The 25,052-nt window shown below is 44.5% G+C and carries 25 protein-coding genes and 1 tRNA gene; 1 reads left to right on the forward strand and 25 read right to left on the reverse strand.

All coding sequences use genetic code 11. The features are described 5' to 3' along the window. Positions 1-2: 2 nt before the first annotated feature. From CBX98_RS02565 to CBX98_RS02585, 5 genes are all read right to left on the reverse strand, one after another. On the reverse strand, positions 3-1,142 hold the full coding sequence (locus CBX98_RS02565; protein WP_109168511.1) for an efflux RND transporter periplasmic adaptor subunit: 1,140 nt from the start codon (positions 1,140-1,142) through the stop codon (positions 3-5). A 463-nt stretch (positions 1,143-1,605) separates the two neighbouring features. Further along, positions 1,606-3,243: a methyl-accepting chemotaxis protein gene (locus tag CBX98_RS02570; protein WP_054867757.1), complete on the reverse strand. Its 1,638-nt coding sequence runs from the start codon at positions 3,241-3,243 to the stop codon at positions 1,606-1,608. A 358-nt stretch (positions 3,244-3,601) separates the two neighbouring features. Next, a tRNA-Ser gene (locus CBX98_RS02575) sits at positions 3,602-3,689 on the reverse strand. 144 nt (positions 3,690-3,833) lie between these two features. Then, positions 3,834-4,283 (reverse strand): L-alanine exporter AlaE, encoded by a 450-nt coding sequence (locus tag CBX98_RS02580; protein ID WP_109168512.1) that lies wholly within the window; start codon positions 4,281-4,283, stop codon positions 3,834-3,836. Between the two features lie 519 nt (positions 4,284-4,802). Beyond that, complete coding sequence (locus tag CBX98_RS02585; protein ID WP_109168513.1) at positions 4,803-7,223, reverse strand: hybrid sensor histidine kinase/response regulator; 2,421 nt, start codon at positions 7,221-7,223, stop codon at positions 4,803-4,805. 53 nt (positions 7,224-7,276) lie between these two features. Between CBX98_RS02585 and CBX98_RS02590 the strand changes: the two genes are divergently transcribed. Next, a complete protein-coding gene (locus CBX98_RS02590) occupies positions 7,277-7,888 on the forward strand; it encodes a YecA family protein (RefSeq protein WP_005390772.1) in 612 nt (203 codons plus the stop codon). A 73-nt stretch (positions 7,889-7,961) separates the two neighbouring features. Here the strand turns inward: CBX98_RS02590 and CBX98_RS02595 are convergent, their stop codons facing one another. From CBX98_RS02595 to CBX98_RS02690, 20 genes are all read right to left on the reverse strand, one after another. Next, positions 7,962-9,128 (reverse strand): glutathionylspermidine synthase family protein, encoded by a 1,167-nt coding sequence (locus tag CBX98_RS02595; protein ID WP_109168514.1) that lies wholly within the window; start codon positions 9,126-9,128, stop codon positions 7,962-7,964. Between the two features lie 8 nt (positions 9,129-9,136). Then, a complete protein-coding gene (locus tag CBX98_RS02600; protein ID WP_005390768.1) occupies positions 9,137-9,706 on the reverse strand; it encodes a DUF1190 domain-containing protein in 570 nt (189 codons plus the stop codon). A gap of 8 nt (positions 9,707-9,714) precedes the next feature. Beyond that, positions 9,715-10,131, reverse strand: coding sequence for a DUF350 domain-containing protein (locus CBX98_RS02605; RefSeq protein WP_005390766.1), 417 nt, complete (start codon positions 10,129-10,131; stop codon positions 9,715-9,717). After that, a complete protein-coding gene (locus tag CBX98_RS02610) occupies positions 10,131-11,174 on the reverse strand; it encodes a potassium channel family protein (protein ID WP_104974285.1) in 1,044 nt (347 codons plus the stop codon). The genes CBX98_RS02605 and CBX98_RS02610 overlap by 1 nt, the downstream gene beginning before the upstream one ends. A 118-nt stretch (positions 11,175-11,292) precedes the next feature. Then, the gene (nadA, locus tag CBX98_RS02615) at positions 11,293-12,354 is read right to left on the reverse strand and encodes a quinolinate synthase NadA (RefSeq protein ID WP_005390762.1); all 1,062 of its coding nucleotides are present in this window, start codon (positions 12,352-12,354) and stop codon (positions 11,293-11,295) included. 253 nt (positions 12,355-12,607) lie between these two features. After that, positions 12,608-13,360 (reverse strand): tol-pal system protein YbgF, encoded by a 753-nt coding sequence (gene ybgF / locus CBX98_RS02620; protein WP_047008561.1) that lies wholly within the window; start codon positions 13,358-13,360, stop codon positions 12,608-12,610. A gap of 15 nt (positions 13,361-13,375) precedes the next feature. Beyond that, a complete protein-coding gene (pal, locus tag CBX98_RS02625) occupies positions 13,376-13,900 on the reverse strand; it encodes a peptidoglycan-associated lipoprotein Pal (RefSeq protein ID WP_005378293.1) in 525 nt (174 codons plus the stop codon). A gap of 30 nt (positions 13,901-13,930) precedes the next feature. Then, positions 13,931-15,283, reverse strand: coding sequence for a Tol-Pal system beta propeller repeat protein TolB (tolB, locus tag CBX98_RS02630; RefSeq protein ID WP_109168515.1), 1,353 nt, complete (start codon positions 15,281-15,283; stop codon positions 13,931-13,933). A gap of 15 nt (positions 15,284-15,298) precedes the next feature. Beyond that, positions 15,299-16,363: a cell envelope integrity protein TolA gene (tolA, locus tag CBX98_RS02635; RefSeq protein ID WP_109168516.1), complete on the reverse strand. Its 1,065-nt coding sequence runs from the start codon at positions 16,361-16,363 to the stop codon at positions 15,299-15,301. A gap of 13 nt (positions 16,364-16,376) precedes the next feature. Beyond that, the gene (locus CBX98_RS02640; protein WP_005378298.1) at positions 16,377-16,820 is read right to left on the reverse strand and encodes an ExbD/TolR family protein; all 444 of its coding nucleotides are present in this window, start codon (positions 16,818-16,820) and stop codon (positions 16,377-16,379) included. A gap of 3 nt (positions 16,821-16,823) precedes the next feature. After that, on the reverse strand, positions 16,824-17,522 hold the full coding sequence (gene tolQ, locus CBX98_RS02645) for a protein TolQ (protein ID WP_005378301.1): 699 nt from the start codon (positions 17,520-17,522) through the stop codon (positions 16,824-16,826). Next, on the reverse strand, positions 17,512-17,931 hold the full coding sequence (ybgC, locus tag CBX98_RS02650; RefSeq protein ID WP_012841975.1) for a tol-pal system-associated acyl-CoA thioesterase: 420 nt from the start codon (positions 17,929-17,931) through the stop codon (positions 17,512-17,514). Before ybgC ends, tolQ begins: the two co-directional genes overlap by 11 nt. A 172-nt stretch (positions 17,932-18,103) precedes the next feature. Next, positions 18,104-18,406, reverse strand: a complete 303-nt coding sequence (ybgE, locus tag CBX98_RS02655; RefSeq protein WP_109168517.1) for a cyd operon protein YbgE — start codon at positions 18,404-18,406, stop codon at positions 18,104-18,106. After that, positions 18,399-18,506, reverse strand: a complete 108-nt coding sequence (cydX, locus tag CBX98_RS02660; protein WP_000270284.1) for a cytochrome bd-I oxidase subunit CydX — start codon at positions 18,504-18,506, stop codon at positions 18,399-18,401. The genes ybgE and cydX overlap by 8 nt, the downstream gene beginning before the upstream one ends. A 12-nt stretch (positions 18,507-18,518) precedes the next feature. After that, on the reverse strand, positions 18,519-19,655 hold the full coding sequence (gene cydB / locus CBX98_RS02665) for a cytochrome d ubiquinol oxidase subunit II (RefSeq protein ID WP_006742909.1): 1,137 nt from the start codon (positions 19,653-19,655) through the stop codon (positions 18,519-18,521). Between the two features lie 17 nt (positions 19,656-19,672). Further along, entirely contained in the window at positions 19,673-21,259 is a 1,587-nt protein-coding gene (cydA, locus tag CBX98_RS02670) for a cytochrome ubiquinol oxidase subunit I (RefSeq protein WP_012841977.1), read from the reverse strand. A 461-nt stretch (positions 21,260-21,720) separates the two neighbouring features. Beyond that, a complete protein-coding gene (ruvB, locus tag CBX98_RS02675) occupies positions 21,721-22,725 on the reverse strand; it encodes a Holliday junction branch migration DNA helicase RuvB (protein ID WP_031780162.1) in 1,005 nt (334 codons plus the stop codon). Positions 22,726-23,012: 287 nt separating this feature from the next. Continuing rightward, entirely contained in the window at positions 23,013-23,624 is a 612-nt protein-coding gene (ruvA, locus tag CBX98_RS02680; RefSeq protein WP_005390750.1) for a Holliday junction branch migration protein RuvA, read from the reverse strand. Positions 23,625-23,691: 67 nt separating this feature from the next. Then, positions 23,692-24,213 carry a crossover junction endodeoxyribonuclease RuvC gene (ruvC, locus tag CBX98_RS02685; protein ID WP_012841980.1) on the reverse strand — a complete coding sequence of 174 codons (522 nt, stop codon included), beginning with the start codon at positions 24,211-24,213 and terminating at the stop codon, positions 23,692-23,694. Positions 24,214-24,304: 91 nt separating this feature from the next. Continuing rightward, entirely contained in the window at positions 24,305-25,051 is a 747-nt protein-coding gene (locus tag CBX98_RS02690) for a YebC/PmpR family DNA-binding transcriptional regulator (RefSeq protein ID WP_005390747.1), read from the reverse strand. Position 25,052: the final 1 nt, after the last annotated feature.

Raw genomic sequence — 25,052 nt, forward strand, 5'->3', positions numbered from 1 at the left:
GATTACTCCTGTTCACCGTTTTGGATAGTTACAGGACTGCCTGGACCTACCTTTTGTAGCCCAGCAGTAATGACTTTATCGCCCGCTTTCAAACCATCAATAATGCGCCATTGATTATTGATCGCTTCGGCTGTCTTCACTGGTCTCGCTTCCACTTCGTTCTCACCATTCACCATCATCACTGTTGCTTTGCCTGTCGCATCACGAGAAACGGTATTTTGTGGTATCAGAATCGCGTCAGGGTCAACACCAGTAATAACCGTCGCACGAACAAACATTCCTGGTAGTAACAAACCGTCAGGGTTTGGGAATTCAGCACGAAGCGTCACGCTACCCGTACTTTCGTTCACATTGACCTCGGTAAATTTCATCGTGCCTTTATGTTCGTACGTGCTGCCATCTTCAAGCATCAATGTAACTTGCGCAGAGTCATCTTCTTGCATATGACCTTGGGAAAGAGCCGCTTTTAAACGCAGCAGTTGCGCGGATGATTGCACAATATCAACGTTGATAGGATCAAGCTGCTGAATGGTCGCTAATTTGGCTGCTTGGTTAGCCGTAACCAACGCACCCGCCGTCACACTCGATTTACCGATCACACCGCTAATCGGAGCTTTCACTTGCGTGTAATCTAAATTGATTTTTGCCGTATTGATCTTCGCTTTTGCGACTAGGACCTGTGCTTGCGCTTCCTTGTATGCTGCTTCTGCTTCATCCAAATCTTGTTGGCTGATGGACTTTTTGGTGATCAAGGTTCTGTAACGCTTCACTGTGGCATGGGTCGATTCTGCCGCTGCTTGAGCTCGGATTAATTCCGCTTCAGCGCTCAGCAAATCCGCTTGAAATGATGAATCATCAATTTGATATAGGGACTGTCCTTGTTCAACAAGGCCGCCTTCAACAAAATTTCGCTCTGAAATAATACCTGTAACTTGCGGACGAACTTCCGCTTCTTTGAATGCACGGCTACGACCTGGCAACTCAACAGTTAACGCTTGGCGTGTTGGCTCCACCATTAACACTTCAACTTCGGTTGCGGGCGCAGGACCACTACCTTTACTCGATCCTTCTTCGCTAGGTTGACATCCAACCACAAAAAGGCTCGACGCAATCAGCAGAGATAGCGTGGTTTTACGTCTCATGAATTTTTCTCTCTTTTACCTACAAGCCTTCAAGATTCCTTGCTAAAAACTTCTAGAATGACTTAATGATGACTAACGGATGTATATCCAGAACAAATTAATTAGGATGATAATTACCCAGTGTTGTACATACAACAAAATTTACAGTTCTATACGCTTACGAAAAACGTTTATGGTAAAGGTGTAATGAAGTTCTCAAATTTGAAGATTTTGGGTTGGAAATCACACTTTCCTGTGAGCAATTTCAATGGTTAAAAAGCAGCAAAAGTGATGATAAAAGCATCATCACGCTGTACAGAGTTTGTCACCGCTGTCTAGGATTATTTGCACCTCTGGTATACAAAGTTAAGTAAAAGAGGGATGTAAATATAGTCGAGCCTTCACAAGTCAGGTTCGACCCTTATCTAAAAAATAACCCGCTCAGAAGCGGGTTATTTCGTCAGTGAGACTGCAGTTCTCCAGCTTATACTTTGAACTGACTAACCTGATGATCTAAGCGCTGGGTTTGCTCTGATAACATGGCTAAAGATGCTTGCGCTTGGTTGACGATTTCCACAATAGATGTACTGCTATCTGCAATGCCTTGTACGTTGCTATTTACTTCGTCACTTACCGTACTTTGCTGGCTTGCAGCCGTTGCAATGTGTGTGTTCATCTCGTTCATACGTGAAATCGCGTTTAAGATTTCAGAAAGGGATTGACTCGCTCTCCCTGCCGATTGAATTGTTTCATCACTGCTATTTTGGCTACCGCGCATCACTTCTACGGCTTGTCCCGCACCAGATTGTAGCTTTTCAATCATGGTTTGGATTTCACCCGTGCTCTGTTGTGTACGACTGGCTAACGAGCGAACCTCATCGGCTACAACAGCAAAGCCTCGCCCTTGCTCTCCTGCACGAGCCGCTTCAATCGCTGCGTTAAGCGCCAATAAGTTCGTTTGCTCTGCGATACCACGAATGACATCCAATACAGAAGCAATGTTACTCACATCATGATCCAATGTGTTAATGACGTGGCTTGCACTTTCGATTTCACTTGCGAGGCTACGAATTGAGCTAACGGTTTGATCCAAAATAACATTGGTATTGGTAAGTTCATCATTCGCAGTCTGGCTTGCAACCGCAGCTTCGTTGGCGCTATCGCTGACATTTCTGCTGGTGACTTGCATCTCATGCACTGCCGCTGCTACCGCCTCGCTGTCTTTTTGCTGTGAAACGGTCGAGTTCGCGATGGTCGTGGTCAACGAGCTAAGATTTTCCATCTCATTACGCAAGGTATTCGAACTTTCAATTACTTGAGAAACTGTCGCTTGGATTTTAGACACAAACTGATTAAACGCGTTCGCTAAATTGCCAATTTCGTCTTGTGTTTTCACATCGATTCGCTGGCTTAAATCACCTTCACCAGAAGCAATTTCTGTCATCGCATTTTTGATATCGTTGATAGGCTTCACGACGGTTTGCAACAACAAAAACGCCATCGCAATAGCGGCCAGAATAACAATCACAATGCCCGCTTCAAGAATTACCTGAGCTCTTGTTGCGGCTGCTGAGATTTCATCTTTCAATAGGCTTTGTTTTTCTTCTATCGCATCTTTCACAACATTAAGTTGCGCTCTTACCTCGATAAACTGATTTTCAAAGGTGTGTTTGTGTTCGTTGTAGTAACCAAGCCATTGTGATTGAGGTAAACGCAACATCGCTTCATAACTCGCCAACCATTTTTCACCTAGGGAGACAAGCTTTCTCACTTCATTACCGTGTGAAGAAGACATCACGCCAGCTTGCGATAGCTCAATCATTTTCTCCATACGTGGCAGCGCTTTGTATGCGTTGTCTTTGTATTCACCGATGTGGTGGTCAATATCGGTTTGAGTATCAGAAAGAGCAACACCTTGGATTGCAGATGTCGCTTGGTAAAGATCGCGGTAAGCATCCTCAATCGTTAATAAGTTCGGCACTATCTGTTCGTTAAGTGTTTCACTCAACTCAGATTGTTTCCAACTTGTCATAACGTTTAATACAGAGCTCACAATAAACAATCCAATAATCAGTGACAGCGGAATCACTATCTTCTGCTTGATCGTTAAGTTCTGGAACATGAATAGACTCTCTTTAATTATGGTATACAAACTGCCAGAAATTATATCAAACAAATAGAGTATCCCATTAGGTAAAAGACTCTATTAAACATGCTATCTGATGACTTTTTGACAAGCGTTCTAATTTCAACAATTAATTGATTTTGTGGAAAATTTAATAAGGAACGCTCATCACAACATGCGAATAAAAACGCACTACCTGCACGGAAAATGTGTAACAAAAGATGAATAAAAAGGAGGCTTTTTGAAGGGCTTGCCGACTCAATGAGTAATTGAGAATCAATACGATATACAGCTCTGGGATTGAACTTGTCGCGTAATACGAAAAAGCCCCAGCATTTCTGCTAGGGCTCAAATGTGGCGGTGAGTGAGAGATTCGAACTCTCGATACGTTGCCGTATACACACTTTCCAGGCGTGCTCCTTCAGCCACTCGGACAACTCACCGAATCAATTTTTGGTTAGCATCATTGGCTAACGAGGCGCTAATTTAATGATTATGTGCCTGATGGTCAAGGCTAAACATAAAAAAAAGCGTCCTTTTCCACTCGATTGCTCACTAAGTAACTAAATTGAGCAAAACTGGGTCATTTAGATGCCTTGAGAATAGCCGGGAACACGGAACCAACGGCGGCACATGTCCAAGAAGTACCCATACAACACACCCATACCGCAAGAAATAATGGCGTTACTTGTCACCGCGGTCACTATTTGGTCTGTAGACGCACCAACTGCGAATAAAATTCCTGCATAAACTGGAGACTGAAAAAGCACATAAGCGACCAGATCAGATACGTTTTTCATAAATGAAGACGGCGATACATTGTTGCCCTGACGTAGCACCCAATCACGAAAAACGCCATACGGCCAAGCAATAGCAATATTCACTGGAATAGATAGTGTACGTGATGCTAAAGATTGCTCAAACGTCATCCCTGAAATCAAAATCTCGACAATCATCCCTGTGATAAAGCAAAAAACAACCATAGCAAAGGTATCCGCTGCGGCGTGACGAATACAAAATGGTCCGCGAGACTTCATTAACCAACCCCTAAAATTAAATACCACCCACAATAAACAAAATAAAACTATCAACCGTCAAACAAATACATTGCCAGTTAATAAGGCAATTAAATCACATAAAAAGCAGCGTATGGCACTGTATTTGAAATCAAGTTGTAAATTTATAACCATTTTTTAAAATGAAAGTAGTTTTTTTCACCACCAACAACTAAAAACGCCTAAAATGACGTAAAAATGGTAGAAAAATACGGATTTAACTTACACAAAAAGTGGGATAAGTGATTGTTTGGATGGAGGGTTAGGATAAAGTTCGGGGAATAAACGATCATTCTAATAACTTATGCTACTGAGTTGTAAAAATTCAGAGTATTCCCGATGTGAGCGCAACTGAGAGCCGCACCGTTTCTCTTATGACAGAATCTAACAGCAGCGCTAAGCTAATTGAAAGTAAGGAAAAAATAGACGATTCAGCTAAAGGTTAGGTATGAAGAGTAAAGACAATTCATGATTGCATTGAATCGCGCTATATGGATTAAGCTATGATGATGCGAGCAAGAGCGTTAAGGTGTCGATATCATCTTGGTTTGGAGACTGCTGACGCTTTAAGTTACGCCTTATTCGCTCGGCAACTAAAGAAACGTCTTTATTAGCATCAGGGGTGACTTGAGCAATAATCGCTGAAATAGCCTCTAACGCTTCGTTGAGATGACCATTATCTAGAGCAACATAGAAGTTTAGTAGCCACTTTTCCGCATCAAGGATATCCGTTGTATTATCACCAAAGTCCGACTGGTATTGGTATAACCGTGCTGCATGGAGATACAACGCATCATTTAATTCAGACTCCACAATTGGTTTCGCAATTATGTGGTCGGCTCCTACATTTATCATGCGCTCTTGTGTTTCTTTGAATACATCCGCTGTGCAGCCAAAGATCAGTACCGACTTTACAGGCGAACTCATCGCTCGAATGGCTGATATCGCCCCAACACCATCAAGAACAGGCATATGATTGTCCATTAAGATCAAATCAAATGACTGAACGGCCACCTCATCGACGGCAAGCTGACCATTTTCAACACTTGTGCACTCAAAGCCTTTGGCTCTTAGGAAAGTTTCCATAATGATCGCATTTGTTCGGTTGTCTTCGACAATGAGCGCTTTCAAACCTTTGCAATTCAGCTTATGTGCATTGACTGCTTCCACTTTCCCAGGCTCACAAGGCGTAAGCGCGATCTCGACGGTAAAGGTTGTCCCGACATTCTCTTGACTCTGCACAATCACATGCCCTCCCATATGCTCGGCAATTTCTTTTACTATCGCTAAACCAAGCCCTGTCCCACCAAACCGCCTCGTCGTCGAGGACTCCGCTTGTTCAAAAGGACGGAAAATGCGTTTTTGCGCTTCTTGAGAAATACCGATACCCGTATCTTTCACCGCGAGAATAAGCTTGGTATCTGCCTTGCTCGATTTCTCGGTCAGCTCTACCTCTACGATGCCTCGGTCGGTGAACTTGACAGCGTTGTTTAGTAGGTTAAACAATACTTGGCGCAGACGGGCTTTGTCATTGTTGTACCAGCGCCCTGTTGGTAAATGAGACACGACTCTAAAACGAAGGCCTTTTTCTGCACATAGTGTTTGATAAACACTTTTTATGCTGCCGATGATCGACTCAATTGGGAAAGGCGTATTTTCGAATTCAACATGTCCTTGCTCAATTTTTGAGTAATCTAAAATCTCATTAAGTAACGTCATCATATGATCACCTGAGTCATAAAGTGTTCTCAGGTGCTTACGTTGATCATCGGTGAGTGGCGTTTTTAACAATATCTGAGCGGTTCCTAATACACCGTTCATTGGCGTACGAATCTCATGGGATAATGTGGCTAAAAATGCCGTTTTAGCGTTCGTCGAAGCCTGGGCTTTTATTCTCTCTTGCTCTAGATAGATGGTTTTTTCATTGAACTTCTCGATGAGCTGTCCAATTTCATCTTCGCTATCGTAATCAATGTCTATGATCCCGCCAGTTTTCGAGTCATCAATCTTAGCGGCAATACGGACAATCGGTTCGACAATGTAACGATTCAGCAAGTAATACCCGACCAGTACACACAAGAGTAAGAATGGAATGATCCTCCCCTCAACACTCATGACTTGTTCAAACACTTGATCGGCTACTTTAGCTTTCGCGTTGACAACTTCCATGCGCCAATCGAACTCTCCAAAATCAAGCTCACTGACATAAATTTCGTCTGTTAGTTGGAAGTTGTGCTCAATAATCACGTTCGATTCAGCATCGCGAACCACCACACCTAAAGAATGCAGGTTCGTGTGCTCTCGAATAAACTGAAAAAGTGCATCAAGTGATAAGTCTACCGTTACAACGCCAGCGAATTGACCGTTTTGATAATATGGGGAAGACGCCGTAATCATCTGAACCTGAGTAAAAGTGTCGATATAAACCGTAGACCAACTCACAGAACCAACTGGCGCGTCAGCTGCTGCCTTATACCATGGTTCATTGTCATAACCGCCAGATTCAGGATTATTGTAGGAGAGAATTTGGTCAATACCGCCATCACTGTTTTTATTGAAGAATAGGCTTTTATATCGCCATTGTTCAGCTTTGAGTTCTGGTTTAGGCCATACGCCACCACTGACGAGCATCTCATCACTCAATTGGAGAATATGCGGAATTGTTGTGTTGATAGATTGAATATTTTCAGTCCCCTGGGCGAGTCCTGCAAGGCTACTCAATACACCGGTAGAGCTAAGGAGAGGCTCTTTAATCTCTAGAGCAAGGAGTTGGGTGCGTAACTCTAGGTTTTGCTCTAGCTTTTGCCTAACCGGAGGCTCGACAACCAAATAGGCAACAGAACCAATCGTTGCGATAAAGAAACCTAGGTACAGTGTCAGGGCGAGAATGCTTTTTTTTCTAAGTGATGAGCGAATTTCCATAGATGTCTGTGAATCATTCCCTAATATCGATTTATCACAAATTGATTGGTAAGATGAGCGCAATCAACCAGCCCATTAACAAATGGTATTCTATTTTGAAACTACAAGACATCCTTTCTCTCCCAGAACTTGACGGTAAACTACTAAACCTAGCAAAAACTCAAGGCTTTGTAACAGCGATGGCTGCAGCGCCAAACGTATTAATGCCTCAAGAGTGGTTGCCATTCTTATGGGGTGGTGAAGAAACAGCGCCATTTACTGACGGTGAGCAACTAGAGCAATACATTGATGAGATTGTGCAAATGTGGAACCAAACTCGTCCTGCTCTCCTAGAAGGATCTTGGCAGTGGCCTGAAGGATGCGCGTTAGATGAACAAGATATCGTAACAAGCCAGACCCGTGATTTCTGTGAAGGTGTATTACAAGGTTGGCAACTTGCTCGTGATGACTGGGAAACGCTAATGCCAGAGGACAGCGAAGATAATGCTCTGCTCGGCGGTGTTTTGCTTTCTCTTACGATGCTTTACGATCCAGAAACGACCATTGAAACGTTGGCAGAACAAGGCATGGAAGGCTTAGAACAGTTTGAAGAGATCTTCAATGCCATGCCAGTGATGCTATGTGGTCTTACTCAGCGCGGTGTTGCATTAGCTGAAGAACAATAAGACACAACGCTGTCGACCATCAAGATTGAACCGCTGAATAGACAAAAGCTCTCTGGATGGAGAGCTTTTTTGATCATGTTAAAATCACATGTGGAATATATCGCGCCATATCTTGCGTGACTAAGCTAGTGTCTTCCCGAATCGAAATCCCAGCGGCTCTATCGTTGACTAACCAGCTGCCAATTAATGTATGGCTTTGCCCAAACTTGGGTAACGGATGATACTGCTGGACGATATTGAATTTAGATTCATAAGGCCCTGCTGTTTTGAGTATGCGTTTCCCACCTTTGACGATCTCAATATTCGCGCCTTCTCGAGAGAATAGTGGTTTGATTACAAAATCTTTCAAAGTGTTCGCTTTTGAATCGTTAGCAAAATAGGCAGGTAAAAGATTAGGATGATTCGCAAAGCGCTCCCACAATAACGGTAAAAGTGCTTTGTTGGATAGAATCGACTTCCACATGGGTTCTAACCAATTCACTTTCGCGGTCGCTAGGTATTTCGCATATTCCTCTTCAAACATAAACTCCCACGGATAAAGCTTGAACATCCAACGAATCGCTCTGTCACCTGCATCCACAAACAGACCATCTTTCGTCGCACCAATATCTTCGACATAAACAAACGCCGTCGCTAACCCAGCTTCGCGCGCGCAGTCTTCTAAATACTGGACAGTCCCTTTATCTTCTTCAGTGTACTTGCAGCAGCTAAAGTGAAGGGTTTGCCCGGGTTGATATTTGGCTATCTCGGAAAAACGCTCAATCAAAAAGTCTTGAAGAATGTTGAATTGATCCGCGCTCTGGTGAATTAGACCTTTATTTACAACATCCTCTAACCACACCCACTGCCAAAAACCCGTTTCAAACAGGCTGGTCGGCGTATCCGCATTGTTCTCCAGTAACTTAGCTGGCGAAGTTCCGTTGTATGCAAAATCCAGACGCGAATAGAGTGAGGGTTCATTTCGGTGCCACGAAGAAGCAACCTGCTCCCACATAAATTCAGGGATCGCACATTGCGTCAGCAACCTCTCACTCCGAACTACTTCATCCACAATAGCCAAGCACATCTGATGCAGCTCTTCAGTGGGCGCTTCAATATCGTTCTCTATTTGCTCAAGCGTGAATTGATAGTAAGCACTCTCATCCCAATACGGTTGGTCATACATGGAATGGAAGCCAAAACCAAACTGGCGTGCTAACTCACGCCAGTTTTCTCGTTCTTGTATTTCTCGTCGAAACATAGTGCTTATTAACCGCCTCGGCTGACCGATACCGCTTTACCAAACCCGCCTCGAGACATTGCTCTACCAATAGTTCCGCCACCACGTTTATTTAGGTTACTGGTCGCCACCTTCGTCGGCTGATTACGATAGGAACCAAAAAATTGTCCGGCACCATTATAGAATTTGGATTTATAGCGATACATTGGTTCAGAGTAATAGCTCTTGTTGTAACCTTTCAAACCGCTCAGTGCGCGACTGTAAAAGAAGCCCCCAAAGTGAGGCACATAAGCTCGGGAACTGGAACTGTAGTAACAATCATCTTCGTAAAAATCATTTTCACATTCGAACTCATTGTTGTAGCGAGGGGCATTTCGTTCGGCGCGAGCCAAAGCTTCTTGATAAGCAATGTCACACTGCTCACTGAACTCTGGCGAGTTTGATTTGCATTCATCAGCGTCAGAAAAAATGTAGCCCTCGGTTTTCGATTCTTGTGTCGCAAAGAAGAAAATACCGCCAAAAGCAGCAAAGGGAATAATTTTCCCAAGCTTTAAACTTTTGTCCATGGAAGAACGTTTAACGTTAGAACTCCGCTTCATCGATACTCCTAGTACGTCATACAAGCGGCATTTAATACACCGACCGATATAGAAACAGCCGCTAATACAATACCTGCAGGCAGCTCATCTTTTTCGATACGCTCAGTCACTTTTGGAAGTAAAACAAAACGTACAATCGCAAATGCAATGATCTGCGCCAGCATTGCAACAACGCCCCACACCATAAAATCGACAATGTTGACTGAGTTTTTTGCAGCCCCCGAAATCGCAATACAATAACCAAGAAATGCGCCACTTAGTGCAATCGCTGCCGCTGTATTTTGCTTTTCTTTGATCAGGTGCCATTCATCGTAAGGCGTAAGCTTGACGTAGATGAACTTAAACGCCAAAACGAAAATAATAGAAACAGAAAAATAGAGTAAAAAATTGGGAAAACCTGCTAACAGGTCAGCAATCATGTGCATTATTGTTCCTTGTTCATTTCTTTCCATGCAAAATCTTCAATACGTTCATCTGCAATGTAAAACAGCTTGGTACTCGGCGGTACTTCTGCATCTAAATCTGGGTTGAGTTGGATACCATGGCCAATGTCAAAAGCAATTAGCGTGGCATGATGACGTCTTTTGAGAAAAACGAAGAGACTCTCAACAGTAGTTACTGGCAGCCTTTCAGGATAAATGACCGAGTATTGAGTCATACCCCGTGTTGAAGCTAATAGCTCTTGGTGAAGTGCACTTGAGCCTGGATCTACCGCCGCTTTTGCCAACATTTCTGCGCCAACAGCAGGTATGCATTCCGCTTTAGGACAGTGTTGACTTAAAAGACGGCCTAACGCCTCATCTTTAAAGTAAGCGACCAAATGTGCGGAAGGATTCACAGAAGCGCAGTACAGCGCGGCTGACAGCGTAATATCGTCCGAGAGGTTATCAACAATAACGCAAGCGGCTTCAGCAATATTGGCGTTTTTCATCTCTTGTGAATCCGTGTAGCTGGTCACTTTGATAAAACTGATCTCGCCTGGTAACGGGTTTTCTATTTCTGAACGGCTGCACAAAACAATCGGACGCTTCCCCTCTTCTTCATGTTGTAACATGCGAATAAGGTGCATCGTTCTCGATCCATTCCAACCCAACAATACAATATGGTTTTCCACTCTTACTCTCCGTTTTCCTAAAATACCCGCTCGCCAGTAATCCATCGCTGCTCCAGCCACACGTCCCAATAATGCAGCGAATAGGCTCAAGCCGCCTGGGATCACAAACAGTACAACAACCCATTTACCCAAATCTGTCACTGGAGAATGATCGCCATAGCCAACCGTACTCGCCGTAACCATAAGGTAATAGATAAAGTTAGAGAAGCTGTCTGTTAATGCGGTTTCACCAGCGAGAATGAGCAGCCCCCAAGAAAGGCTCACATATAAGCCACTAAAGATGAGAAGACTTCGGTTGCTCAATTTAAAAAGGTGTGAACTAAGCCACTTTTTAACTACTAACCACACCGCCATAAATTTATAACCTCGATATTCATTGATTGCATCAATAGTAACTCATTGATAGTAAGACACAAAAAAACCAGCCATATTCGGCTGGTTTTTGAGATTTACTTTCAGTTACGCCTACTTTTTAAGCATTACCTTTCACTTGCATATTTAGCTGCTCAGCAAAGTCCAACATACGATTTAACGGAATGAGCGATTTAACACGCAATTCTTCATCAACAAAGATCTCGTGTTCTTCACCGCCTTCACTAAGCGCTTTCTCTATCGCTTTCAAACCGTTCATTGCCATCCAAGGGCAGTGTGCGCAGCTACGGCATGTTGCGCCAGCACCTGCGGTTGGCGCTTCGATAAGTTCTTTCTCTGGCACAAGTTGCTGCATTTTAAAGAAAATGCCTTTGTCTGTCGCAACGATCATTTGTTTATGAGGAAGCGCTTTCGCTGCTTTGATCAACTGACTCGTCGAGCCAACAGCATCGGCAAGTTCAACCACACTTGCTGGTGATTCAGGGTGAACCAAAATAGCCGCATCTGGATACACGCTCTTCATTTTGCGTAGCGCATCAGCAGAAAACTCATCATGAACCACACACTCACCTTGCCATAGCAGCATGTCTGCGCCAGTTTTATTAGCGATGTACGATCCTAGGTGACGGTCCGGTCCCCAAATAATTGGCTTATCTTCAGCGTCTAAGTGTTCTACGATTTCAAGCGCAATGCTTGATGTAACGACCCAGTCGGCACGGGCTTTAACAGCGGCAGACGTATTTGCATAAACCACAACCGTGTGATCAGGGTGAGCATCACAGAACTCACTGAACTTATCCGCTGGACAGCCAAGATCGAGCGAACATTCCGCTTCCAACGTTGGCATTAGAATTCGCTTTTCTGGTGTTAGGATTTTGGCCGACTCGCCCATAAAGCGAACACCGCCTATGATCAGTGTGCTTGCAGGATGACGATTACCAAACTTCGCCATTTCCAACGAGTCACCAACAAAACCACCCGTTTCTTCCGCTAGGGCTTGAATCTCAGGATCGGTGTAGTAGTGTGCGATAAGTACCGCATCCTTTTCTTTTAGCAGCTTTTTAATGCGCTCAATGTAAGATGCTTTTTCTTCTTCGCTCAATGGAACTGGTTTCGGTGGGAATGGGTAAACAGTGTCGATTTTATCTAATATATGGCTCATTGCTCTTGCTCTACGCAACTTCCTTTAATCCGAGTATTGTAACCTCGTTAATTTTCAAAAACCAACTTGTCGCGGGGATTTCTAGCTATCTAGCCGTATATCTTTGTTACAGGTAGCATTTCTGATTGAAAGGATCCGTTGCAAGATGGGGATAAAAGGCTCGATGCCATTCCTCTCGATTTATTCGATCACCACCGATAAAGAAACGGAAAAGAAAAAGGAAGCCGAAGCTTCCTTTTTAAAACATAACGTCTTACAGCTTAGAGCTGGCAAGTTTTGCAGATGCACTACCTGGGTATTCATCAACCACTTGTTGGTAGTACTTTTTCGCTTGAGCTGCATTGTTATTACGCTCAGCGATTTCACCTAACTTGAGCAAAGCATCGGCTCGCTTATTGGAGTCTTTATAAGACACCACCGCAGCAAAGCTCTTTACAGCATCTTTGTCCTGCTTCTTAGCGAAGTACAATTGGCCTAGCCAATAGTGAGAATTCGCTGAGTATGTGGAGTCAGGATAATCTTTCTGGAACTGCTGGAACGCTGCAATTGCGCCAGTGTAGTCACGTTTCTTGAGAATGAGGTCGACTGCATTTTGGTATGCCGTTTGCTCATCAACATTTGGTGTGTACTGACCACCTGTTTTAGCCGGTTTCGCATCTTGCGCAGGCGCGGATTTGATTTCTCCACGCACACGATCTAGCTCGACAAACAACTCTCGTTGACGTTGCAACATTTGCTTCATTTCGTAGCTATTTCGCTCTAATTGACCACGTAACTCACTGATCTCTTGTGACATTTGGTCAATTTGCTGTTGCATTTGGAGCTGAACGCGATTGCGGTTTTGTAGCAAGCGCTCTAGACGCTCTACTTCCGTTTCAGATGAACGGCTCTTAGAGACGGATGATGTGCTGTTGAGATCGGATACTGGAGCTGGTGCAGCGAACGCAAAGTTCGCTGCACTTGCCAGTAACGTAAGCGCAACAGCGCGCTTAGTGTTACTGAACATGAGGATTACCTCGAATTAGTATACTAGAACCGCGCGACGGTTCTTAGCGTAAACTTCATCTGATTGACCTAGAAGAAGTGGCTTCTCTTCACCGTAGCTAACGATTGAGATTTGATCAGCTTGAACACCTAGTGCTTGCAGGTAGTTCGCTACTGCTTGTGCACGACGCTCACCTAGAGCAATGTTGTACTCAGGTGTACCGCGCTCATCAGCGTGACCTTCGATAGTTACGTTAAGTGCTGGGTTCTTGCTTAGGTAAGAAGCGTGAGCTGCAAGCATCTCTTCGTAATCTGCTGCAATTGTTGAGTTATCAAAAGCAAAGTAGATTGTTTGAGTTTCGCGTAGCGCTTGCTCTTTTAGCTCTTGCTCTGTTAGCTGACCGCTTTGATCAATTGGCGTAGCTACTGTTGTTTCAACTGCGCCATTGTTGTTTGTTGCTGCACCAGTGTTAGAAGCAGCGTCGTCGCTTGAACTACACGCTGTAACAGCCATTACAGGAAGCGCGATTAGTAGCCCTTTTAGAACCTTGTTCAGTTGCATCTTATTTTCCTTTATTAATCAAACTTATTACTACAAAAACGGTGACCATGCAGGCGCTCTAACACGCCCATTTGTTGCCGGTAATCTAGCTTTGAATCGACCATCAATTGACACCATCGATAGTACGTTTTTCTTGTTGTAAATCGAGCTATACACAACCATGCCACCGTTTGGGGCAATACTAGGAGACTCATCAAGCAAGGTCTTAGTTAAGACTTGAAGAGCACCAGTTTCCAAATCTTGTTTCGCCAAGTTAAATCCTGCGTTGCTGCGGTTCACCATTACTAGGAATCGCCCATCAGGAGTAATCTGGCCACCCAAATTTTGGCTGCCTTGCCAAGTCAAACGGTCAATAGAACCGCTGCCCAAATTTACTTGATAAATCTGTGGTTTACCACCCCTATCCGATGTGAAAATCAACGATTTTCCATCTGGATGCCAGAACGGTTCAGTATTATTTGATCTGCCACGCGTAATTTGCGTCAGCTTGCGAGTGTTAAGATCGAACGTGTAAACATGAAGCGAGCCTGTCTTAGAGAGAACAATCGCTAACTTATTGCCGTCAGGCGAAAATCTTGGCGCACCATTATGACGTGGGTATGAAGTGATCTTCTCACGCTCACCGGTGTAGATGTTCATGATAAAGATTTCTGCTTGACCATTTTGGAAGCTAACATACGCAAGCTTTTTACCATCTGGCGACCACGCTGGTGACATTAATGGTTGCTTAGAACGTAAAACCAAGCGCTCGTTGTAACCATCGTAATCAGCCACACGAAGTTGGTAAGGGAAACGGTCTTTATCATTCACCACCACGTATGCAATACGGGTCATGAAGGCACCACGGTCACCCGTTAACTGCTCATACACCAAATCAGAGATGCGGTGAGCGTACTCACGCATGCGAGGGCCTTGAACGGTCGCGACCTTATTGAACAGCACATGATCTTTTGACAGTACTAATTCGCCATCGCTACCAAGCGCTTTACTTTTCCCGCCCGTTAGCTGGCCACGCACAATATCAACAAGTTGGTAGTTGATAACGTAATCACCTTGAGCATTTTGTTTGATTGAGCCAGTCAGCAGAGCATCTACACCTAAATTCGTCCAGGCGTCAAAATTGACTTCTGATTCGCTGAACGGAGTTTGTGGCATCTTGCTCGTTGGAACGGGGCTGAACTTACCACTGCGTTGCAAATCCGAGGCAATAACAGCAGAAATATCCGTTGGAAGCGCTTGATTGCCCTCCCACTTAAACGGAACAACAGCAATTGGTCGTGCTGAATCAATACCATCGGTAATGACCAACTCTAATGCGGCATTCGCCACATTTGTCATACTGCTAAACAGTACAAACATTCCTAGTAAAAGGCGTCTAATCACGTCTTATTCCTTATTCTAGTACTCAACGGTTAAGTTGATATCTCTAACTTTATCAATAACATCTCGGTCTTTCGGCATCGGAAAGTTACCAACTTGGGCAACTGCACTTTTAGCTGCACTACAAAGACGAGAGTCACCGTTTAACACAGTAACATTACTTACAATACCATCAGTCCCAGTAGGAACTAGCTTCACATTAAGCCTACACGACTTTCCCACAAGATAATCGTCCTTAATGATACGACTCTCTATCAATTGTTTGTAAATTGCACCGTAGCGGTCGACTTCAGATTGCACATGTTGATTTTTAGCTTGCTGATTCTGTTCTGACTCACTCTCAAGGCCCGCAAAAATATCATCTAGCGCGGCTTCTTGCGCTTTACGCTCGCGCTCCGCACGTTCTGCAGCTTCTCTCGCTTTGCGCTCTCGCTCTGCCGCTTCTTTTACAGCTTTCTCTTTTGCGATGCGCTCTTGTTCAGCTTTTTCAGCAGCTTCACGCTCACGACGTGCTTTTTCTTCCGCTTCTTTTGCTGCTTTTTCACGAGCTAAACGTTCCTGCTCAGCTTTTGCTATAGCCGCTTCTTTTGCTAAACGCTCCTGCTCAGCTTTACGCACGGCTTCTTCTTTTGCCTTACGCTCTTTCTCTAGCTTAGCAGCTCGCTCTTTTTCTTTGCGAACACGTTCTTCTTCCTGCTTGCGCTCTTGCTCTTTTTTCTTACGTGCAGCTTCTGCTTCTCGTGCCGCTTGAGCATCTTTCGCTTGCTGCTCTTTCAACTTACGAATTTGCTCTTCTTCAGCTTTGCGGTTTTTTTCTAGCTGCTCTGCTTCGCGTCTTAGTTTATCAAGACGCTCTTGTTCTTTTTTCGCTGCCTTTTCGCGTTGCTGGCGAATTTCTTTCGCTTGTTGCTGCACAAGTTTTGGATCGATGACAACAGCTTGAACCATTTGCCCTGTAGGCTCTGGTTTAGACATGTTGAAGTCCGTCCCCCAAAGCAGGGCTGCAACGAGAATTGCATGCAAACCAACCGATATTGCTATCGGTTTGGCGTATTGGTTGGGCTTCTTCTTGTGATCTTTCATAGATAATTGATGTCTATTCCCTGATATCGGTCATTAGACCTACCTTAGGGATACCAGCTCGACTTAGTTCATCCAGTAATAGAACAACATCGGCATATGGTGTTGCCGCGTCGCCACCTACCGCAACTGGTGAATCTGGCTTAACCTCTCGCTCCGCTTTCACTCGCACAATAACATCTTGCAACGACAAACCTCGCTGAACTTCTTCATCGTTTACGCTTAGGCCTAAATTACCCTCGCTATCAATTTCGATGATGATAAAACTACTGTCAGTTTCTCCAGCAAGGTCTTGCATAGATTCAGCGGTCGATGTTTTCGGAAGATCAACATCGACGCCTTGAGTCACAAATGGAGCGGTCGCCATAAAAATGATCAACAGTACGAGCATTACGTCAATGTACGGAACAACGTTGATCTCCGCTGTCATTTTTCGCTTTTTAGGTTGATAACCCGCCATGCTTTATTCCTTATCCGCGCTGTCTCGGCCAGCCATCGCTTGACGATGAAGGATGCTGTGGAATTCTTCAGAAAATGTTGCGTAAGTGTGCTCTAGTTTGCTCACTTTATTGCTTAGGCGGTTGTAGGCCATTACAGCCGGAATAGCCGCAAATAGACCCATCGCTGTCGCGATCAATGCCTCGGCGATACCCGGTGCAACCATAGACAACGTGGCTTGTTTTACTTCTCCCAACGCAATAAAAGCGTGCATGATCCCCCAAACGGTACCAAATAGGCCGATGTAAGGACTGATAGAACCGACTGTCGCTAAGAACGGTAAGCTTGTTTCTAGTTCATCAACCTCACGAGAGACAGCAACGCGCATTGCGCGGCCAGTGCCTTCCATGATGTACGCTGGTGAGTTTGCGTTGCTCTTACGTAGACGAGCAAACTCCGTGAAACCTGCGTAAAAAATTTCTTCTGTGCCTTCAATTTCGTCTTTACGCGCTTTTACTTTTTGGTAAAGCTGAGAAAGATCAGTACCCGACCAGAATTTGTCTTCAAACTGCTCTGCATTCTTTGACGCTTGAGAAAGCACTTTGCTGCGCTTGATGATCATTGCCCATGACACAATTGACATGCCAAGCAACGTCAGCATCACAAGCTTTACCAACAGACTGGCCTGAAGAAAGAGATCTAAAATGGAAATATCAGCAGTCACTATTTGTTAGCTCCGAATTTATAAAGGTTGGAATAGCTATTGGTTTCATTTTCTTATTATCGATACATGCTACCTTAACAGAGGCCTTGCACAATATCTTGCCTTGATCATTGACCAACTCTTGACAGAATTGCAGGGAAGCACGTTTTATTTCTGACACTCGGGTTAATACTGTCAAATGCTCGTCCAGCCTTGCACCTTGGTTGAAATCAATATCCATGTGTCGGACAACAAAGCCGATATTTTGTTCCAGTAACACATGTTGAGAAATGCCTTTAGCACGTAACATTTCTGTCCGCGCGCGCTCAAAGAATTTTAGATAATTAGAATGATATACAACGCCGCCCGCATCGGTGTCTTCATAGTACACGGTGATCGGCCAGCGAAAGAGATTTGATGTGCCTTGCAAGGGAGTCCCAATATATTCAATTCTTTAAAGTAATTACTATAACTGAAGCGACAGCAATTGGTACCGAGCTAAGGGAATATTTTTGAAATTTGTAGAAAAAATAAAAGCTAGGCGAAATACCTAGCTTTTATTCGATGATTTAGTAACCGACTTTATTACAGCGTATTTCAGCCTAAAAGAAATAAAGTGCCGTTAAATAAATTAAGATAGCTAACGAAAAATAGGGACTAAACAAAACTTGCCAGTACCAGTTTCTCGGTTTGAAGCCCACACCGTAAACCATGCTTGAGCATACAGACCAAATCAGTGCTGGTGCGATGATTGAGTTAAAACCACCAATTGCTTGATGGTAAGCTTCAGGGTCCCACATCACCAATCCTACATGCGTAAAGCCAAGGATGAGAGATAAGACTCTTAACAGAGTCTTATCCATCGGAGCGTGAAGTTGCGCTACCTTATCAGCGAGATTACTCACTGTCTTTGTCCATCATTTCTGAGTGCTCTAACCAAAGAGCGTTGATGATACCGAATGCACAAGCAAGTAGTACACCTAGAATCCATGCGAAATACCACATAGTAAATGCTCCTTAGTAAAGTGAGTTTTTGTTGTCTTCAATGTACTGATCATCAAGGCGACCAAACATCTTGTAGTAAGTCCAAGACGTGTAACCAAGGATGATTGGTACCATAACAAACGCAACGCCTGTCATTAGGTTCAGAGTCAGTTCAGATGACGTTGCATCCCACATTGTTAAGCTGTGGCTTGGCATTAAGTCTGAAGGCATGATGAATGGGAACATCGCAAAACCTGCAGTAAAGATAACGCCAGCAACACCCAGACTTGAAGTAATGAACGAAATCGCACATTTTTCAAGACGAGATGCCAATACGGCAAGAAGCGGCATTGCAACACCTAGTACAGGAGCAGCCCATAGTAGTGGGTAGTTTTCAAAATTCTTCATCCACGCACCAGCTTCACGGATTACCTCTTTGTTTAGAGGGTTAGAAGCTGCATTAGTGTCGATACCGCCAACAATGACGTAACCATCGATATTTTGGATCCAGAAACCAGCCGCTACAAACGCTGCAACCGTCAGTAAACCTGCCAACTGAGCAACGTTGCGAGCACGCACATGCACTTCGCCCGTTGTTTTCATTTGTAGCCAAGTCGAACCTTGCATCAAAATCATGAACAAGCTAACTAGGCCACACAGCAGTGCAAATGGGTTTAGAAGACCAAAGAATGAGCCATGGTATGTTGGCATCAAGAACTCACTCAATTGGAATGGTACACCCTGTAGTAGGTTGCCAAACGCTACACCAAAGATGATTGGTGGAACAAAACCACTGATTGAGATACAGATATCCCAGGTATTGCGCCATTTTGGATCTTCAATTTTAGAGCGGTAGTCTAGGCCCAGAGGACGAAGCCATAGCGCTGCTAGTGTCAAAATCATCGCTAAGTAGAAGCCTGAAAATGACGTTGCGTAAACCAAAGGCCAAGCTGCGAACAGTGCACCACCAGCAGTGATAAGCCAAACTTGGTTACCATCCCAGTGAGGGGCAATTGAGTTAATCATGACGCGACGTTGTGTGTCGTTTTTACCGATAATAGGTACAAGCGCGCCTACACCCATATCGAAACCGTCTGTTACTGCAAAACCAACTAGTAGAACACCGATTAGTACCCACCAGATGAGTCGCAAGATTTCGTAATCAAACATCTTGTTATCTCCTTACCTTACGCTTCTACTTGGCGACTAACTTTGTCTTCAACAGAGTCAGCATTTTGCTCGAAGTGGTAGCGACCCGTTTTCAGGCTACTTGGGCCTTTACGAGCGAATTTCAACATTAGGTAAACTTCTGCAACCAGGAATACCGTGTATAGCGCCAGAATTGCGAATAGTGAAGTCCAGATTTCGCCAGCAGTTAATGCAGAAGCTGCAACGTGCACTGGTAAAATTTCACCAACAGCCCATGGCTGACGACCGTACTCAGCGACGAACCAACCCGCTTCAATCGCAATCCACGGTAGTGGGATGCTGAATAGTGCAGCTTTAAGAATCCATTGTTTCTGTTCGATCTTCTGACGACACGTTTGAATAAATGCCGCACCGAAAACGAATAGCATGATGAAACCACAAGCAACCATGATACGGAATGACCAGAATAGCGGCCATACTGTTGGGATTGAGTCATCTGCAGCAGCTTGGATTTGCTCTTCTGTCGCATCAACAACATTGTCTGTGTAGCGTTTTAGAAGTAGACCGTAACCTAGGTCACCCTTCACTTCATCAAACGCAGTCATATTTTCTTCTGATTTATCACCCGCACGAAGCTTCTCAAGAAGTTCATAAGCGTACATACCGTCACGAATACGATCGACGTGCTCATCACGTAGGTCACGAAGACCTGTTACTTGCTCATCAAAAGAACGTGTCGCGATGATACCCATTACGTAAGGGATCTTGATTGCGTAATCGGTGTGCATGGTTTCTTGGTTAGGAACACCAAATAACGTAAACGCTGCTGGAGCTGGCTCTGTGTGCCATTCTGCTTCAATTGCAGCAAGCTTCACTTTTTGAACTTCACCAAGCTCGTAGCCAGATTCATCGCCAAGAACGATGGTAGATAAGATAGCCGCAATACCGAAAGAAGCTGCGATAGCAAACGAACGACGAGCAAACGCAATGTCACGACCTTTTAATAGGTAGTATGAACTGATGCCTAGAATAAACATTGCGCCACAAGTGTAACCAGAAGCAACCGTATGCACGAACTTAACCTGAGCAACTGGGTTTAGTACAACTTCAGAGAAGCTTACCATTTCCATTCGCATGGTTTCGAAGTTGAAGTCCGCGCCTACTGGGTTTTGCATCCAGCCGTTTGCGATAAGAATCCAAAGTGCAGAGAAGTTAGAGCCCAGCGCCACAAGCCAAGTAACCGCTAAGTGTTGACGTTTAGATAGACGATCCCACCCGAAGAAGAATAGACCAACAAAAGTTGACTCCAGGAAGAATGCGACAAGGGCTTCGATCGCTAGCGGCGCACCGAAGATGTCACCTACATAGTGGGAGTAGTAAGACCAGTTCGTACCAAACTGGAATTCCATGGTAAGGCCTGTCGCCACACCAAGTGCAAAGTTAATACCGAATAGCTTACCCCAGAACTTGGTCATGTCCTTGTAGATTTGCTTGTTCGTCATTACGTACATCGATTCCATAATGGCCAGAAGGAAGGCCATACCAAGGGTCAATGGTACGAATAGGAAGTGATACATCGCTGTCAGTGCAAACTGCAACCGCGATAGATCAACTACGTCAATCATGGTAACTCCTATGTGTCGGCTGAATGACACTCTCTACATATTGCAATCCATATTCAAGTGTTATTTACACTTGAATAATGTTGAATTATCACAACTCATTGTTGCAAAAATGTGCTTCATTGGTTAGTTAATTGTTAAGCATCAGCTAATATAGCTAGGGCTAATATTACTTGTAAAAACAGATTGTTTCAAAAGGTTTATAGCCGGAATGCGCTTTGATATACATCAATGTTTATGCGCGGAATTTGCACAAAAATCCATCACATTGATCCAGATCAACCAGTATTAGATACGGATGTTAAGAGAGAGTAATCAGGAGAGAAATTAACCAGTTGCGAGCAAACATAGAGTTAACAATCAATGCTTTTTACTTACTAAACTGGTATGAGAAGAAATTCAAAAAATGTGAGTTTGGTCAACTTTAATGAAGCGCTGGGCAGCAAAGGCCCAGCGAGGGAATCTTATTTTTCAATTCCGAAATGCAAATACGCACGATCTGTCGCGATTCTTCCACGCGGAGTGCGTTGCAAATAACCTTGCTGAATAAGATAAGGCTCAAGAACGTCTTCGATAGTATCCTTTTCTTCACCAATCGCTGCCGCCATGTTATCGAGTCCGACCGGACCACCACCAAATTTCTCCATAATTGCGAGTAGCAGTTTGCGGTCCATATAATCGAAACCTTCGGCATCCACATCAAGCATATTCAGCGCTTTGTCGGCAACCTCTGCACAAATGTGACCATTTCCTTTCACTTCCGCATAATCGCGAACACGACGTAGTAGACGGTTAGCAATACGTGGTGTGCCACGTGCACGTCTTGCCACTTCCAAGGCGCCTTCAGGTTCCATTGACAAACCTAAACAATCCGCGCTGCGCTGCACAATATCTTGTAGGTCTTTTATCTTATAAAACTCAAGACGCTGAGTAATACCAAAACGATCGCGTAATGGTGACGTTAAAGAGCCAGCTCGGGTCGTTGCACCAATCAAAGTAAACGGTGGCAAATCGATCTTAATAGAACGAGCGGCCGGACCTTCACCGATCATAATATCCAGTTGATAATCTTCCATCGCCGGATACAGAACCTCTTCAACCATCGGGCTTAAGCGGTGAATTTCGTCAATAAATAGAACGTCATTTTCTTCTAGGTTGGTTAGTAACGCGGCTAAATCGCCTGCTTTTTCAAGAACTGGCCCTGAAGTAGTACGGATGTTTACTTCCATCTCGTTGGCGACAATATTTGCTAGCGTGGTTTTACCCAACCCCGGAGGGCCAAAAATTAACAGGTGATCAAGAGCTTCACTACGTAACTGAGCGGCTTTGATGAAAATCTCCATTTGGTCACGAACGTGGTCCTGACCTTGGTAATCCGCCAACTTCTTTGGTCGAATAGCACGGTCAATGACATCTTCATCACGAAAGGCAGGGTTTTCTGGAGCGATTAAACGATCGGCTTCAATCATCTTTTTACCTTGAAAAATGGTTACCTGAGAGAATAATGCCGCTCGTTTAACAGCAAGTGGCATATTTCTGTATCTCGTCATCCTGTACAGCGACGAAGGAGCGTGATACAGGATCTTCTATCCGAGCACTTTATGGTCAAAATTGTTTCATTAACCGCTCAGCGCGCTGCTATTAGATTCCTAGTCTCGCCAAGGCTCGCTGGAATGACACAAAAATATCGTTAAGCGATTGGCATTAACCTTAGAGAATGAGTTATCTTGAACAAATGCTCACTGTGAAACCAGCGTTACACCATTGATTTTAGAGCTTCACGGATCATTTGCTCACTGCTCATGTCCGGTTTAGCAATTTGAGACACCACTTTCGACGCTTGAGTCGGCTTGTAACCCAAAGCTAGAAGCGCGCTAATTGCCTCTTCTTCCGCGTTGTTGGATGTCGAACCAGAATCCGCAGGAGCAGCATCCGTAAATGGTGTAAATAGATCGCCAGCGCCCCACCCTTTCAAGCGGTCTTTCATTTCAACAACCAATCGCTCTGCGGTTTTCTTGCCAACGCCTGGAAGCTTAACCAGCGTAGAAACGTCTTCATGTTCCACACAAGTAACAAATTGCGTTGCTGTCATACCAGAGAGAATACCAAGACCGAGTTTAGGACCAACGCCATTGGCTTTGATCACTTCACGGAAAAGTGCCCGTTCTTTTACTGTGTTGAAACCGTATAGCAATTGCGCATCTTCACGGACGACAAAGTGAGTATAAATAATGGCTTCTTCGCCAACATTTGGCAGCTCGTAAAAACAGCTCATTGGCATCTGGACTTCATAACCAATGCCATTAACTTCAATTAATACTTCAGGTGGTTGTTTTTCAATCAGTGTGCCACGAAGACGTCCAATCACTATAAATACTCTTTGGAAATGAATTTGCGACAGGATAATAAAGAACTGGATAGACATCCAGTTAATTTTATCGGTAGCGCCCTTTTCTGGCACTGGTTGCTTTGCCCGCTAAGGCAACGAGGGTTTTGTTCGTATTGGCATGACAAATCGCCACACCTAAAGCATCGGCTGCATCCGCTTGAGGCTTGGCGGGCAGTTTAAGCATCTGCTGAACCATATGCTGAACTTGCGCTTTGTCCGCGCCACCAGTACCGACTACTGCTTGCTTAATAAGACGCGCGGCGTATTCGTATACCGGCAACTCTGCATTTACAGCAGCAACAATTGCGCTGCCACGAGCCTGGCCAAGCTTTAATGCTGAATCCGCATTTTTAGCCATAAACACTTGTTCAATCGCAAATACGTCCGGTTGAAACTGAGTAATGATTTCCGTGACGCCAGCGTAAATCTGCTTAAGACGGCCCGGAAGTTCTTTTTCTGAAGTACGAATACAGCCACTACCAAGGTATTGCAAATGGCGTCCATTTTGACGAATGACCCCATAACCGGTAATGCGTGAACCTGGGTCAATGCCCAAAATAATTGACATGAATGTTCCTAAAAAGGAGGCCGAATACGGCCTCAATTTCTTATTATTACTTTCTAACTTCGGAGCGAATACCGCTCACTGCACATTGAGTTTACTCTAGAGAGGCTGCAACGTCGTCAGAGATGTCACCGTTGTGATAAACCTCCTGAACATCGTCCAGATCTTCTAAAGCGTCAATCAAACGAAGTAGTTTTGGCGCAGTGTCCACATCCAGTTCTGCTTTCGTTGAAGGGATAAGCGACACTTCGGCGTTTTCCGCCTCAAAACCTGCAGCATCAAGGGCATCTTTTACGAGTCCAAAATCGCTTGGCGCGGTGTAAACATCAATCGAGCCATCTTCTGATGTTTCGATGTCATCAGCGCCACTTTCTAACGCCACTTCCATCACCGCATCTTCATCTAAACCTGGGGCGTATGAGATCACGCCTTTCTTGTCGAAAAGATAGTTTACACTACCATCCGTACCCAGATTGCCTCCTGACTTCGAGAACGCATGGCGTACGCCAGATACTGTGCGATTTCGGTTATCCGTCATACATTCGACCATGACCGCAGTGCCACCCGGACCATAACCTTCATAGATTACGGTTTCCATATTGTCATCGCCTTCACCACCAGCACCTCGGCTGACAGCGCGGTTGACAGTGTCACGCGTCATGTTGTTAGACAACGCTTTATCAATTGCAGCTCGCAAACGTGGGTTATTTTCTGGCTCACCGCCTCCCTCTTTTGCAGCAACAACGATTTCACGGATTAATTTGGTAAAGATTTTGCCGCGCTTCGCATCTTGCGCTGCTTTACGGTGACGAATATTCGCCCATTTACTATGACCTGCCATA

The sequence above is a fragment of the Vibrio sp. T9 genome (assembly GCF_003123985.1).
Taxonomy (GTDB): Bacteria; Pseudomonadota; Gammaproteobacteria; order Enterobacterales; family Vibrionaceae; genus Vibrio; species Vibrio diabolicus.